At 39.9% G+C, this 13,368-nt stretch carries 14 protein-coding genes; 4 read left to right on the top strand and 10 right to left on the bottom strand.

The window, feature by feature from the left end; translation table 11 throughout:
- Positions 1–388: 388 nt before the first annotated feature.
- Positions 389–1,003: a hypothetical protein gene (locus AC1Z3S_RS01000; RefSeq protein ID WP_461738784.1), complete on the bottom strand. Its 615-nt coding sequence runs from the start codon at positions 1,001–1,003 to the stop codon at positions 389–391.
- 214 nt (positions 1,004–1,217) lie between these two features.
- A complete protein-coding gene (gene rlmH / locus AC1Z3S_RS00995) occupies positions 1,218–1,697 on the bottom strand; it encodes a 23S rRNA (pseudouridine(1915)-N(3))-methyltransferase RlmH (RefSeq protein ID WP_461738783.1) in 480 nt (159 codons plus the stop codon).
- A 448-nt stretch (positions 1,698–2,145) separates the two neighbouring features.
- On the opposite strand from rlmH, the gene AC1Z3S_RS00990 reads away from it, so the two are divergent.
- Positions 2,146–3,453: a S1C family serine protease gene (locus tag AC1Z3S_RS00990; RefSeq protein ID WP_461738782.1), complete on the top strand. Its 1,308-nt coding sequence runs from the start codon at positions 2,146–2,148 to the stop codon at positions 3,451–3,453.
- A gap of 142 nt (positions 3,454–3,595) precedes the next feature.
- Here AC1Z3S_RS00990 and AC1Z3S_RS00985 read toward each other — a convergent pair whose 3' ends face one another.
- A complete protein-coding gene (locus tag AC1Z3S_RS00985; protein WP_461735847.1) occupies positions 3,596–4,252 on the bottom strand; it encodes a Crp/Fnr family transcriptional regulator in 657 nt (218 codons plus the stop codon).
- Positions 4,253–4,474: 222 nt separating this feature from the next.
- Here AC1Z3S_RS00985 and AC1Z3S_RS00980 point away from each other — a divergent pair, with 222 nt between their 5' ends.
- Positions 4,475–5,701, top strand: a complete 1,227-nt coding sequence (locus tag AC1Z3S_RS00980) for an MFS transporter (protein ID WP_461738781.1) — start codon at positions 4,475–4,477, stop codon at positions 5,699–5,701.
- A 15-nt stretch (positions 5,702–5,716) separates the two neighbouring features.
- Entirely contained in the window at positions 5,717–5,893 is a 177-nt protein-coding gene (locus tag AC1Z3S_RS00975) for a hypothetical protein (protein WP_461738780.1), read from the top strand.
- 35 nt (positions 5,894–5,928) lie between these two features.
- On the opposite strand, the gene AC1Z3S_RS00970 is transcribed toward AC1Z3S_RS00975, so the two are convergent.
- The 5 genes from AC1Z3S_RS00970 to pepA form a co-directional block, all read right to left on the bottom strand.
- Positions 5,929–6,438, bottom strand: a complete 510-nt coding sequence (locus AC1Z3S_RS00970) for a helix-turn-helix transcriptional regulator (RefSeq protein WP_461738779.1) — start codon at positions 6,436–6,438, stop codon at positions 5,929–5,931.
- A 205-nt stretch (positions 6,439–6,643) separates the two neighbouring features.
- The gene (gene ytpR, locus AC1Z3S_RS00965; protein ID WP_461738778.1) at positions 6,644–7,255 is read right to left on the bottom strand and encodes a YtpR family tRNA-binding protein; all 612 of its coding nucleotides are present in this window, start codon (positions 7,253–7,255) and stop codon (positions 6,644–6,646) included.
- A 93-nt stretch (positions 7,256–7,348) separates the two neighbouring features.
- Positions 7,349–7,816, bottom strand: coding sequence for a universal stress protein (locus AC1Z3S_RS00960; RefSeq protein ID WP_461738777.1), 468 nt, complete (start codon positions 7,814–7,816; stop codon positions 7,349–7,351).
- Between the two features lie 29 nt (positions 7,817–7,845).
- Positions 7,846–8,163 (bottom strand): thioredoxin family protein, encoded by a 318-nt coding sequence (locus tag AC1Z3S_RS00955; protein WP_461735853.1) that lies wholly within the window; start codon positions 8,161–8,163, stop codon positions 7,846–7,848.
- Between the two features lie 108 nt (positions 8,164–8,271).
- Positions 8,272–9,348 (bottom strand): glutamyl aminopeptidase, encoded by a 1,077-nt coding sequence (pepA, locus tag AC1Z3S_RS00950; protein ID WP_461738776.1) that lies wholly within the window; start codon positions 9,346–9,348, stop codon positions 8,272–8,274.
- 414 nt (positions 9,349–9,762) lie between these two features.
- Between pepA and AC1Z3S_RS00945 the strand changes: the two genes are divergently transcribed.
- Complete coding sequence (locus AC1Z3S_RS00945; protein WP_461738775.1) at positions 9,763–10,104, top strand: PepSY domain-containing protein; 342 nt, start codon at positions 9,763–9,765, stop codon at positions 10,102–10,104.
- Between the two features lie 315 nt (positions 10,105–10,419).
- On the opposite strand, the gene AC1Z3S_RS00940 is transcribed toward AC1Z3S_RS00945, so the two are convergent.
- Together AC1Z3S_RS00940 and pepV are read right to left on the bottom strand one after the other, a co-directional pair.
- On the bottom strand, positions 10,420–11,637 hold the full coding sequence (locus AC1Z3S_RS00940; RefSeq protein WP_461738774.1) for a polysaccharide deacetylase family protein: 1,218 nt from the start codon (positions 11,635–11,637) through the stop codon (positions 10,420–10,422).
- A 296-nt stretch (positions 11,638–11,933) separates the two neighbouring features.
- Complete coding sequence (gene pepV / locus AC1Z3S_RS00935; RefSeq protein WP_461738773.1) at positions 11,934–13,343, bottom strand: dipeptidase PepV; 1,410 nt, start codon at positions 13,341–13,343, stop codon at positions 11,934–11,936.
- Positions 13,344–13,368 lie beyond the last annotated feature (25 nt).

The raw sequence follows: 13,368 nt of genomic DNA, 5'->3' as shown, positions 1-13,368 counted from the left end.
TCAGATATCTCTGAAAAAAGCGTCTCTCCAGAATTAGCTTTTCATTCTAACTCTAGAGAGACGCTTTTAAATAATTTTTTTGATTCCTACTTACTGTTTAGTTAATCTCACCTTCAAAACCACTGTTGAATTCCAAAATTAAAGATTTTTAAGATGCTTTGATGAGATAGAATATTAATTAGGATAGATACTTTCTTAATTATATTTCACCGTTACTCTCAAAATTTTACTAGCAAAGAGTTTCCAGCTACAATACAATAATTGAACACTCACAGTAACTTCCACCACACCCCAAATTAGACAAAGGTGATTAATAACTTAATAATCAAAGTGTTTTTTTTTAACTGCATTTAAAAAAATTCAAAATATTTTTGCATAAATTGCTAATCTAAATTGACCTCTCACCTATCCAAATCTGGTCTATTAACATCACATAGGACGTATCCTTTTCTTGCCGTTCAATCGCATAAGCCCCATCCCGAATTGCTTGTGCCTCCTCTTCGGTACTAAAGCCGATTTGAATATCTTCTAATAATTCATTTTCCGTTTGTTGCCCAAGATTTAGCCCTTGCTGCCACGAAAACTGGTCCGTCTCCTTGATGGCTAACTCACTTGGCAGTGTACTCGGCTCGATTTCAGCGAAGGTCTTATCATAATAATGTAGCATATCTCTATAGCTGACAACCACCTGTGAATGCAAAAAATCCTTTTTAAAAACCCAAATTTTTAAATAGTGCGGTTCATCCAGCTGTTCCAAACTTTTACGCCATGAATCATAAACTTCTACTAGCGCTTTTAGAATCCTGCGTTTATACCAATTAGGTATTGTGTATTCCCTTAGCGAATAAAAAGAAAGATTCAACAGCTTCACGTAATCTCTAGAATATTTTTCTAATTGATTTTTATCGAGTTTGATACAATAATATTTCCAGCGTTCAATTTCCTCTAACCGCCTTTTCCAGCCTCTAATTTTACGTTTTCTAAAATCTGTTCTAATAGCCATGGGTACCTACCTTCCGTTTTGATTATTGACTGATATTAATTGTTTCATTGTATCTTCATCAATTTTTCATTACTTTTGCTTGAAAGTTTTTTCTCTGGATTTAACATTTATTTACATCTTTAAAAAATTTAATAATTAAGAGTATACCAAACTTAGTTTAGTTTTATCTATCCACCGTTATAGCAGCAAGTTTGACCGTTGAAGATTGTTTCCATTATTTATGATACGGCTCCCCCTTCATAATCCGAAATCCGCGGTAAATCTGTTCTATTAAGATTAAGCGCATCAATTGGTGGGGATAGGTCATTTTGCCAAATGAAATTTGGCTGTTGCTTCTATTGAGAACTTCAGCGCTGAGGCCGAGGGAGCCGCCGATGATAAAAGTTAGCTGACTTTTGCCTTGGATGCCGAGGTTTTCGATTTGTTTGGCGAAGGCTTCGCTGGTAAGATTTTGGCCATTGATAGCGAGGGCAAAGACGTATTCGTTGTCTTTGACTTTGGCTAGGATGCGCTGGCCTTCTTTTTCTTTGACTTGGAGCATTTCAGCGGCACTGAGGTTTTCCGGTGCTTTCTCATCGGGGACTTCAAGGATTTCAATTTTGCTGTATTTACTGAGGCGCTTGGTATATTCTTTGATTCCTTCTATTAAATATTTTTCTTTTAATTTTCCGACTGTGACGATTTTGATTTGCATGGGAGGGCTCCTCGTTTTAGATTTCCTCAATTTTAACATGAAATACTGTCTTTTGAAGCAATCAGTTGATTGGTTATGTTTGAACTAGAAAATTTATCTAAATGTGGACAAAATTGAAAGATTTCCACATTTTTTGGGGATAACTTATTATTTTCTGGGGATATCTCTGTTAGAAAAAAGTTTTATTTTTCCTGTTTTGTGAAAACTTATCCACTTATCAACAAACTTGTGGATAAGTTCGTTGGGTATATCCCCAGTTATTTGGCTAGTTATCCACAAAAAGTGGGGATAACTTATTATTCAAATAAATCTAACTTTTTTCATCAATTGTAGCAAAAATTCCACGGCTTCTTCATTGAAAATTCAAATACTCTCAGTAGACTAGAAGTATAGATTACGGGTATACTGAATGGACTACCCGATAAAGAAAATGGAGGATTAGGTTACTATGAGTGAAAACAATAATTACCAAAATTTTGATGATAATAATCAAACACCCAATCCAGGGAAAAAGAAGAAAAAATCTGGCGCTTCTGAAACATTGAAACGCTTTGGAATTGGTTTGGCGGGCGGACTTTTAGGGGCAGCTTTAATCGTTGGCGGCTACGCAGCGTTTACCAGTGGTTCAAATAATACCACGACAAATTCAAATACAACATCCAACACATCTGGCACGACACAAGTCAGCAATGTCTCTGTTAATGTTAATTCTGATATTACCGATGCCGTCAGCAAAGTTCAAGATGCGATTGTTTCAGTTATTAATTACCAAGCTAGCACTTCAATGGATATGTTTGGCAACACGCAAACAGATAGTTCTGAATTGACTGAATACAGTGAAGGCTCCGGCGTTATCTATAATATTGATGGGGATACGGCTTATATCGTTACCAACAATCACGTTATCTCTGGTGCTGATAGTTTAAGCGTCTTATTATCTGATGGAACTTCTGTCGATGCTGAATTAGTCGGTACTGATGAATATTCCGATATCGCTGTTTTAAAAGTCAGCTCTGAAGGAATTAGCACCACTGCCGAATTTGGCGATTCTGATGCATTAACAGTCGGCGAACCAGCAATTGCCATTGGTTCTCCATTGGGAACAAAATATGCGAATTCCGTGACTTCAGGAATTGTCTCTTCACTAAATCGTGAAGTTCAAATCTCTACTGAAAATTCTAATGTTGTAACAAGCTACGCAATTCAAACAGATGCAGCAATCAACCCAGGGAACTCTGGTGGGGCTTTAGTCAATATTGAAGGCCAAGTAATCGGGATTAACTCCAGTAAAATTACTTCCACTTCAAGCGGCGAAAGCGTTGAAGGGATTGGTTTTGCGATTCCAAGTAATGATGTCGTTAAAATTATCAATCAATTAGTTGAAAACGGCGAAGTCACTCGTCCAGGACTAGGTGTAACGATGTACGACTTGTCGATCTTCAGCTCACAACAAAGGGAACAATATCTTTCTAATCTCCCTGAAGATGTGACTTCTGGTGCGGTTGTCTCAGCCGTTGTCAGCGGCTCACCTGCTGATGAAGCTGGCTTGCAACAATACGATGTCATCACAGCTATTGATGGCGAAGAAATTACTTCAAGCAGCGACTTGAAGAGCAAATTATATGATAAGAGCGTCGGTGATTCGATTACCGTGACCTACTACCGAGATGGTGAAGAACAAACTGTCACAGTCAATTTGACAATGACGACCTCAGATTTAAATACCAATAGTGGCACCACAACAAATAGCAATTAATAACCAACAGGAAAAAAGGGGCAATCAGTTGATTTCAGCTGATTACTCCTTTTTTTGTGCTTAATTTCCGTTGATCAGCCTTTTTATTGGCTAAGGCTTTGCTGATTGGATGGATTTTGCGATTTACCAGCAGCAAAATTAATTAGATAATAATATTTTCTTGAATCTGCTCCAAATCAGTGATAATTATTTTGTGATTTTGTAGCTCGATTGCCCCTAAGTCCTTCAGTTGCTGCAGCATTCGGCTGACACTGCTGGCAGAGGTGATTCCGCAAAAGTGGGCAATTTCCTCATTGGTCACGACAAAATCAATTAAGTAGCCGGCGGGAGTCTCAACGCCAAAGGTTTCATACAGCTCATTAATTTGGGCGCAGACAGCCCCAAATTTACCATTCATCAGCATCTGCTGCATTTTTTTCATGGAAAATAAGAGCCGCTCCCGATAATAGTCCTTCACATAATTTTGCAGTTCAAAACTTTGGTTAACATCCTGCCAAAAACGCACCCGGTCAATGCGATAAAGTTCCGCCTGTGGTGACTCGATACGAATGTTAAAAGGCGCATCGGTAAACTGGGAATATTCATCCCGCAGTAGTGAAACAATCTCGACGGTATTGATGTAGCGCCAATTAAATTCCCGCCCATCACGGGAAATAACACTGGTTTTGATGACGCCGTTTTTCAAAATATAAACAAAACGATCCTGCAATCCTTCATAGGTTAAATATTTTTTGCGATCCTTTATGACCACTGGAAATTCTTGGCTGCTTAAATAATTTTTCAAGATGTGATTGTCCATCTGCTGACACGCTCCAATTAGGCAATAATTCTCCATTAATTTACCACTATTTAAGCGAAAGACCTAGCAAAAAACAACAACAAATGTTAACGCTTTTTGTTATAGTATTTTATTTGCAACAAAGAACCGCAGCAAATCAGCTTTTTTTCTCCGTGGAAATTGCGTACGCTTAGCTCGTAAAATATTTATTTACAGAAAATTTTCATTTGAGGAGCAGGATTGATGGAGGAAAAATTATTTAACAAAGGCTTTATCAGCATCACCGTTATTAACTTTATTGTCTACCTTGTTTATTATTTATTGATGGTGATTATCGCCGTCATCGCCCAAGATAATTTGAATGCCAGCTTAGGTCAAGCTGGTTTAGCTTCTGGTATTTATATTATTGGAACATTATTGGCCCGCTTATTTATGGGAAAAAAATTGGAGCAATACGGCCGCAAAGCCGTCCTGCGTTATGGCGCCATTTTTTATCTGCTGACCACCATCGCTTATCTTTACATGCCAACTATCGGAATTTTATATCTTGTGCGTTTTTTAAACGGCTTTGGCTACGGAACGGTTTCAACAGCCACTAACGCCATTGTGACAGCCTATATCCCCATGAAAAAACGTGGCGAAGGGATTAATTACTACGGATTGAGCACTAGTTTGGCCGCCGCCATTGGACCATTTCTGGGAATGATTTCATTAAACACTACCAGCTTTTATACAATCATCCTCACTTCGATTGTGATGATTGCCGCTACTACGCTAGCCTGCTTTTTCTTCCCGGTAAAAAATATCAGCTTGTCAGCGTCTCAAAAAAAAGCTGCAGCCTCATGGAAGCTGGAGAGCTTTATTGAGAAGAAAGCCTTATTTATTTCTTTTGTTGCTTTCTTTATGGGCTTGGCCTATTCAAGCGTACTTTCCTTTCTCTCTTCTTATGCGCAAACGATTCATCTGGTGACCGCTAGCTCGTTTTTCTTTGTCGTCTACGCCTTAGTTATCACCGCCACTAGACCAATGTCTGGAAAAATTTTTGATGCCCACGGAGAAAATGCAGTGATTTACCCCAGCTATTTATTTTTGACAGCTGGTTTAGTGGTTTTGAGCCTCACTAGCTCTGCTTGGATGCTGTTAGTAGCCGGCGTCTTAGTGGGCTTAGGTTATGGCACCTTTATGTCAAACGGGCAGGCCATTTGTTTAAAAATGGCCGATAGCCAAAGAATCGGGATTGCCTTGTCGACTTATTTTGTCGGCTTGGATTTAGGTCTAGGTGTTGGCCCCTACTTATTTGGTGAGTTACGCAGTCTACTGTCCTTTCAAGGCATGTACCTCAGCGCCGCCGTTTTACCGCTTTTTTGTACCGTCCTTTATAAACTTTTTTACAAACCGGCTCCAGCTGCCGCAAACTCTGTGGAAGCTGCGCCCCTTGAAGATTTAATCGAAGTCGATGAAGAAATATAAATTGGAGTGAGAAAAATGAATGAAACCTACTTAGATAGTTTCCAAAAAGCCATCGAAAAACTAGATGAAATTTGCCAACGCCTCGAACATATTGAAGAAAATACCCACCTTTTGGATAATCGCCAAAAGGAATTGGACTCAGCTGTCATCCAACTGCGACAGGTTGTTGGCAATGATAATATTATTGGGTGAAGGTGAATGCCAACAAAAAAAGAGGCTTTCCTTTTCTAATCAAAAATACCAAATACAAAACCCGCAAATCCACCTAACACAAATAGCACTGCCAAAACTATAAGTAGTTTTTTACTCAGCAAAGGAACTGAAACCCGTTGAACTTTATTCAGTTGAAATTTTAGGAAAACAACTTGTCCAAGTAAGAGTATTAGCACACCACTCAGCCCTAACAAACTAAAGATATCTTGTTTGAGGGCCGCGTGATAGACTAATAAACTTGTTAAAATGAAAATCCCGCAAGGAATCCCCAACCAGCGATATTCTTGGACAAGTTGCTCCTGCCTTTTGATACTTTCAACAACAGCCGAATCATTTAAAAATATCTCGTCTAATGACAATTGATAAAACTCTGCTAGGCCAATTAAACTTTCAATATCCGGCAAAGTTTTGTCCCTTTCCCAATTGGCAATCGTCTGGCGACTGACAAAGAGTGACTCAGCCACCTCAGTTTGGGTTAAATTACGTTCTTTTCTTTTTTCCAAGATGGTATCCCCTAATGTCATATGATTTCCCCCAGGCACTTTCTTTTCATTATCCTCAAAGTTGTTACATCCCGCCAGCAAAATTCTTTAACAAAACCATTTATTTGATGTTAAAGACCTTTAACATCTTAGAAACAGGCCTTTTCCCGCTAATTCTTTTCATCCTCTTAAACAAAAAACAGCTCTCCGTCAACTAACACGGAAGAACTGTTTATTTCTGTTTATTCTATTTTCCAACCGCAAAGGCTTCGCCAACCACCGCATCAAAAGGCAATTCTAAAATGCCTTTTTTCTCTGGGGCATCTGGCAGATGCAATTCTTTGGCGGAGCAAATCATACCGAAGCTTTCGACGCCTCGCAAGACACCCGGCCAAATTAATAGGCCATCCGGCATCATTGCGCCGGGTTTGGCAACGACTACTTTTTGACCGGCTTTGACGTTGGGAGCGCCGCAGACAATTTGTAAAACTTCACCATCTCCGACCTCGGTTTGTGTGATGGATAAGTGGTCTGAGTCAGGATGTTTTTTACTACTCTTAACAAAACCAACGACAATTTTTGGCTCGTCATCTGCTGTCAAAGTTTCCGTAAAGCCCGCTGCCATCAATAAGCTATTGAGTTTCATAATATCTTCATCCGTCAGAGAAACTTGGCCGTTTCCTTGAATATCTAGATAATTTGAGATATTAAAAAAGTTCCAAGCTACAACTGTATCGTCCGCTAATGTCACCCGAGCAACATCACCTTTTCTGATAACAAAATTTTCTTGGGCGTGGTCATCATTGACAATCACCAACAGCGTATCGCCAACATTTTCTTTATTGTATGCAAAAATCACAGGTTATTCCTCCAGTTAATTCAAAATTCCATAGGTCAACATGCCCTATCATAACAAAAAACCCCAAGGAAGTCATGGGGTTTTCACAGTCCTCTAAGAATTCGCTTTTTCCTGATGAGTCGGTCTAACAACTAAAACATCACAGGGGGCTTCGCGAATAATATAACTGGAAACACTGCCCAGCATAAAACGCTCTACCGCATTTAAACCGGATTGGCCGACCATAATCAAATCAATTTGGTATTTATTCGGTAATTGATGGGCCATCGCTTCTTTAGCTGAACCATAGGCTAAAATTCCTTCAACTTCTGTAACACCTGCTTTTTGAGCATAAGTTTTCGCTGCATCAATCAAGGACTTGGACTGATCAATTTCCATCTCGACAACCGTTTCGCTGATAGGCGCAAAGCCCATAAAGCTATAAGCTTTTTGGTCTAAAACATTGGCCACAAACAAAGCTGAGTGATTACGTTTGGCAACCTCAACGGCTTTTTCAAAGGCTTCCTGCGCCTGTTGACTGCCGTCAATTCCGACTAAAATGCGTTGATATTCTTGTTCCATGCGGGCACCTCATTTCCATTAATTTCAAACTAATTTTCGATGCTGGTTAAAAAGGTTTCAATTTCAGCTTTGGTTTTACGGGCCTTATTGACTAAACGGCCCTGCTCTTTGCCATCTTTAATCACCACAAAGCTGGGAATCCCAAAAATATTCCACTCTGCCGCGACATCAATATACTGGTCCCGGTCAACTTCAATAAAATTTAATTGGGGAAAATCCGCCTCAATTTCTGGCAGCTGCGGTTTAATAAAATGACAATCGCCACACCAACCGGCGGTAAAAAAGAAAACATTATGGCCTTTTTCAACATAGCCAGCCAATTCCTCTAGAGATTTGGGAATAATCATATGCTCCATCCTTCCTCGTTTTGCTAATTTTATTATACACCTTTTAAATAACAAAGGAAAAGAAGACTCCTCCAGCAAAAATTGCTTGAGAACTCTTCTTTAAGTTAGCTATTTACCATAAACAATGGTATTGACTGTTGATTTGTCTAAGCCCTTCAAGGTTTGAATCAACATTTCCCGAGCTGCATCAAAATCGGCAATGCTGAACATCGTTTGGTGGGTGTGAATGTAACGACCCACAACTCCGATGACCGTGCTTGGAATGCCTTCATTGGCAGTATGCGCTGCGCCAGCATCGGTGCCACCTTTTGAAACAAAATATTGATACGGAATCTTGTTGGTTTCTGCTGTATCCAAAAGATATTCCCGCAAACGAGGTAATTGAATCAAGCCGGGATCATAAATCCGCATCAAGGTACCTTCGCCCAAATGACCGAATGTGCCATTTTTCGTCATGATATCATCAGCCGCTGAGCAATCAACTGCAAAGAATAAATCAGGATTAAATTTCGTCACGGAAGGTTTTGAACCCCGCAAGCCAACTTCTTCTTGAACATTGGCGCCGGCAATTAAGGTGTGACCCAATTTTTCATCCTTCAAAGCTTCTAAAGCTTCTAAGACGACTGTGCAGCCATAACGATTGTCCCACGATTTGGAAATAATATTTTTGCCATTAGCCGTTTTGATTGTTTCCACCTGTGGCACGATAGAGTCGCCAGGTAAAACACCATAGCTCAAGGCTTCTTCCCTTGAAGAAAAGCCAGCGTCAAACAATACATCAGCGACTTCCAATGATTTTTGACCGCCTGTTCCCCGTAATAAATGTGGCGGAATGGAAGAAGAAATGACTGGATAGTTGCCTTTGCGGGTTTTCAAAGTGAAGCGTTGTGCCGAAACAACGTAAGGATTCCAGCCGCCTAGAGGCACCACTTTAAATAATCCATTGTCTTTGATTTCCGTCAACATAAAGCCAACTTCGTCCATGTGGGCCGCAACCATGACCCGTGGCGCATCTTTTTCTTCATGACGGCGAATACCAAACAGACCACCTAAACCGTCCTGTTGAATTTCGTCCACCAAACCTTCCATGTGTCCCCGCAAATAGTCACGGATATCATCTTCAAAGCCTGAAGTTCCTTGTAATTCTGTTAATTCTTTGATTCTTTGATAAGTTTTTTCTTCCATAATTTGTTGACTGAAAATAAGTGAGTTGCCCAAACCGCACTGTTCTTTTGTTGGCGGCTAATGCAATTTCAGTTCAGTTAATTTCCAGTCTCAAAGCCTCCTTAGAAAATTTCGTCAAATCGATACGTGTCTATTATAGCGCAAGCAGCGCTAAAAATTGGCAACGATTAAGCAGATTTAATACCCTCCTAAAAAACTTCATTTATTTCTCATCTTTATTAGGCGGATTGACAATTTTTAATAAAAATTTTTCCTGCAAATTAGCATTTAGTTCTTTTCTGGGAAAGTCTATGGTAGAATAATGGTGAAGCTCTGGATTCCCAAGCTTACATTTTAATCACTCAGAATGTATCAGAGAATGAAATCAAACACAGCAAACTATCCTGATTCCTGACGTTGAGAGGAGGAATTCCCTTGAATGAAGAAAATCAATTGAATTATTTTAAAGGCGGTTTGGCAGTTGGTGTCGGCTTCGGTCTAGTCAGCGGTGTCGCCTCAGCATTATGGTACAACAAAAAAAGAAGCATCACCCCCGACCAAGTTTTAGACAATGTAAAACAGGCCTTTTTACAAGAAGGCCCGATTGAAGGCTCTTGGATTTCCTTTGAAAAACAACCCTCCAGAAAATTTGCCATCCGCTCAAAAAGCTACCACGGCGGAATTTCTCGCATTGAAGACGATCAGCTGGTCATCTACGAATTTATTGCCGATGCCTACACCGGCACTGTTTTGGATATTAAGCGGACGATGGAATAATTTTATTTTGAGCACTCTCTTAAGGGAACGTTTCGACGTTTCCTTTTTATTTTGATTTTCCAAAAAAATCTAGACTGATAGTAGCACAGACGGCTATTTTCCTTTGCTTAATTAGTGAGAGGCTTTATTTCCACACTATTTACTATAATCAAAACAAATTATCGGTAAAAATATTAATTTTTTTTAGTATTTTTAAGTAATCTGACTTATTCACAACGCATATAGAAGTAATTCCTTTGCCCTTTATTTTGTGAATGAAGTAAATACACAGCAAAACCCCAGAGAGTTTCGATTTATCTCGAAACTCTCTAGGGTTTAATTTGTCACTCCATGATGGGCAGGAAAACTATCCAGCTCTAATTTTTCAAAGGCAAAACCGTTTGCTTTACCATATTCAATAATCTTTCTTAGCGCATCTGCTGAAGTCTGTTTAGTATCGTGCATCAACACAACATTGTCTACTGTTTCTTTTAGATTTGTCGTGACATTTTGATACGGAATTTCAGCTGAGGCTTGATTGCTACCATCACCACTAGACACATTCCAATCAAAATATTGATAACCTTTAGCCGTGACATCTTTTACTAAAGCCGTCATGATTCCCTGAGCATAATTCCCGCTAATACCGTTTGAACTCCCTCCAGGAAATCGCATAATTTTTGACTCTTCACCCGTAATCCTCTGAACCCTTTGGGAAATTTGATTTAAATCGTCAAAATAATTTTTCTCAGAAGCATAAATCACCCCGTAGTCATGGGTATTTGTATGAAGACCAATCGTATGACCTTCATCATAAGCCTGTTTGATTAACTCATCAGGCCCCCCTCCAACAACAAAGAAAGTCCCTTGTACATTTTCTTCCTTTAAAATTTGTAAAAATTGCGGGGTAATTTCAGCATTGGGTCCGTCATCAAACGTCAAATAGATGCGTTTATTGACAATATTGACAACACGTTGAACTTCATGAACACCGCCAATAGCATCCGTTACTTGGTAGGTTAATTGATAACGCCCCGGTGTTTGACTATCGACGTGACCACTGATGATTAACGTTTCCTGGATATTAGCGTCATCCCCACCACTTACCTCTACACCCAACTCCTGATATTCGCGGCCAACATACAAATTCATTTCATCAGATCCTTGAAGGGTCATCACAACTGGCGCAACTGTCTTCGGTTGTGTCACGGAGACTTTTCGACTAACAGTGCTTTCTAAACCAAAATACGGTATTGTATATTCTAGATAATAATCCCCAATTTGATTTGTATCGACCTGTCCTTTAATTAGATAGTCAGCCAATGCTAGTTTTTCTTGATGATTTTTCAAGCGGATTCCCTCATCAACAAAATCTTGCTTTAGAGGAATCTCAACGGCTGCCTCCCCGACCAATTCTAATCGTGGATAGTTCATATAAAAAAGCCCAGCCAACCCAATCAACGCCACCAAGAGCAAGCTTCCTAAAAATCGACGCCAAAACTGGTGATTTCCTTTACGCTTACGTTGTTTGGCCCGCAGTTCACTGCGTTTCATCAGTTCAACTCCTTTTCCAATCCTCTTTCTAATTTTCGAATTATACCTGAAAACAGTTTAAAAGGTCAACCAAAAACAAATACATAAGTGTCATAAATTGACGACGCAAGATTATTCTTTTAATTATCCGGTTCGTCAGCGATTGACAGATTTTAGCTGGCAGATATCATATTTCCCTTCTCAAAATATGTAAATAAATTTTCTAGGTACTCCTCTGATTCCTATAAACAAAAATGATAGGCTCTTCTATAACATTATAAAAGAGCCTATCATTCTATTTTTTAAATTTTTTCTCTTTACTTCGCCAACCGATAAATTGCATCTGCATAAATCGCAGTTGCTCTAAATAAATCGTCCAAAGCCATAAATTCGTTAGCTTGATGCATGGTATCTGTATAACCAGGGAACATAGCGCCATAAGCAACGCCCCGTTTTAGTAAACGGCCATAAGTTCCGCCGCCAATCACTTGTTCGAAGCCTTTTTGACCTGTGTGATCTTCATACACCTGCAGCAAAGTTGCCACCAAAGGATCATCCATTGGCACGTAATGAGGTGCCATGTCATGCGGGCGTTTTTCAATTTTAGTAATGGCTGCACCGAATTTTTTAGTTAAGGCAGCTAACAAGCCGTCTGATGTTTGCCCTTGAGGATAACGGAAGTTCATATTGATAAAGTTTTCTTCTGCGCCAGCAGTGAAGGCAAAAAGGCCAGCATTCATAGTCAGCTTACCCATTTTAGCATCATCCATAGCCACACCTAATTTTTCACCATAAAAATCTTCATGTAATGTTTCACCGGCTGCTTTTAAGAAGGCAGCGGCACCGGCTTCGAAATTATATCTGACTAAGAATTTAGCTAAGAAAGTTGCCGCATTAATCCCGCTTTGAGGGCTCGCACCGTGAGCGCCTTTCCCTGTTACATTCAACGTGATTTCAGTTCCTGAAACTACCGCTTCACCAGAAACTGGTTCTGCTTCTAAGTAGGCAGCAAAAGCAGCCGCAATTGCTTCCTCAGAGCCTTTAGGAACCGTAATTTCAGCCGTGGCTGCACCAGCAACCATGTTTTCCCGCAGACCTGATTGAAATGAATTTAAGACATATTCTGAGCCATTCGTTCCAGCAAAATAGGCACGAATAGACACGTTGCCTTTTTCACCATTGATAATCGGGAATTCCGCATCCGGAGAGAAGCCGAAATCAGGTGCTGTTTCCTGTTCGAAATAATAATCCATATCGCCCCAGCCGCTTTCTTCATCAGAACCGACTACGAAGCGAACTTTTTTAGACAATGGCAATTCTAGGTCTTTGATAATTTTTAGCGCATAATAAGCTGCCATACTTGGGCCTTTATCATCGCTAGAGCCACGTGCAAAAATTTTATCCTCTTTAATAACTGGTTCATAAGGGTCTGTGTCCCAGCCATCTCCAGCCGGCACCACATCCATGTGACCAAAGATGCCTAATGTTTCTGCACCTTCGCCGTATTCAATATGGCCAGCGTAATTGTCAACATTTTTGACAACAAAGCCATCCCGTTCACCATAAGCCAGCATATGTTTCAAAGCATCCCGGGGTCCAGGTCCAAAAGGTGCATCCGCTGTTGCCTGGCTGTCATCTCGCTCACTGTTAATTCTTAAAAGGTTTTGCAAATCTTCAAGAAGGGCCTCTTTGCGGGCTTCCACTTCTTTTTTCCAATCAATTGTCATGATTTTTGCCTCCTAAAATTTAATT

The sequence above is a fragment of the Enterococcus sp. LJL90 genome (genome assembly GCF_056924355.1).
Note: the sequence above shows the minus strand (reverse complement) of the source record. Positions and strands in the feature narration are given on the sequence as shown.

Bases quoted from the DNA above. Each gene is read 5' to 3' on its own strand.
- AC1Z3S_RS01000 (WP_461738784.1), bottom strand. From the start codon at position 1,003: ATGGCTATTAGAACAGATTTTAGAAAACGTAAAATTAGAGGCTGGAAA.
- rlmH (WP_461738783.1), bottom strand. From the start codon at position 1,697: ATGCAAATCAAAATCGTCACAGTCGGAAAATTAAAAGAAAAATATTTA.
- AC1Z3S_RS00990 (WP_461738782.1), top strand. From the start codon at position 2,146: ATGAGTGAAAACAATAATTACCAAAATTTTGATGATAATAATCAAACA.
- AC1Z3S_RS00985 (WP_461735847.1), bottom strand. From the start codon at position 4,252: ATGGACAATCACATCTTGAAAAATTATTTAAGCAGCCAAGAATTTCCA.
- AC1Z3S_RS00980 (WP_461738781.1), top strand. From the start codon at position 4,475: ATGGAGGAAAAATTATTTAACAAAGGCTTTATCAGCATCACCGTTATT.
- AC1Z3S_RS00975 (WP_461738780.1), top strand. From the start codon at position 5,717: ATGAATGAAACCTACTTAGATAGTTTCCAAAAAGCCATCGAAAAACTA.
- AC1Z3S_RS00970 (WP_461738779.1), bottom strand. From the start codon at position 6,438: ATGACATTAGGGGATACCATCTTGGAAAAAAGAAAAGAACGTAATTTA.
- AC1Z3S_RS00960 (WP_461738777.1), bottom strand. From the start codon at position 7,816: ATGGAACAAGAATATCAACGCATTTTAGTCGGAATTGACGGCAGTCAA.
- AC1Z3S_RS00955 (WP_461735853.1), bottom strand. From the start codon at position 8,163: ATGATTATTCCCAAATCTCTAGAGGAATTGGCTGGCTATGTTGAAAAA.
- pepA (WP_461738776.1), bottom strand. From the start codon at position 9,348: ATGGAAGAAAAAACTTATCAAAGAATCAAAGAATTAACAGAATTACAA.
- AC1Z3S_RS00940 (WP_461738774.1), bottom strand. From the start codon at position 11,637: ATGAAACGCAGTGAACTGCGGGCCAAACAACGTAAGCGTAAAGGAAAT.
- pepV (WP_461738773.1), bottom strand. From the start codon at position 13,343: ATGACAATTGATTGGAAAAAAGAAGTGGAAGCCCGCAAAGAGGCCCTT.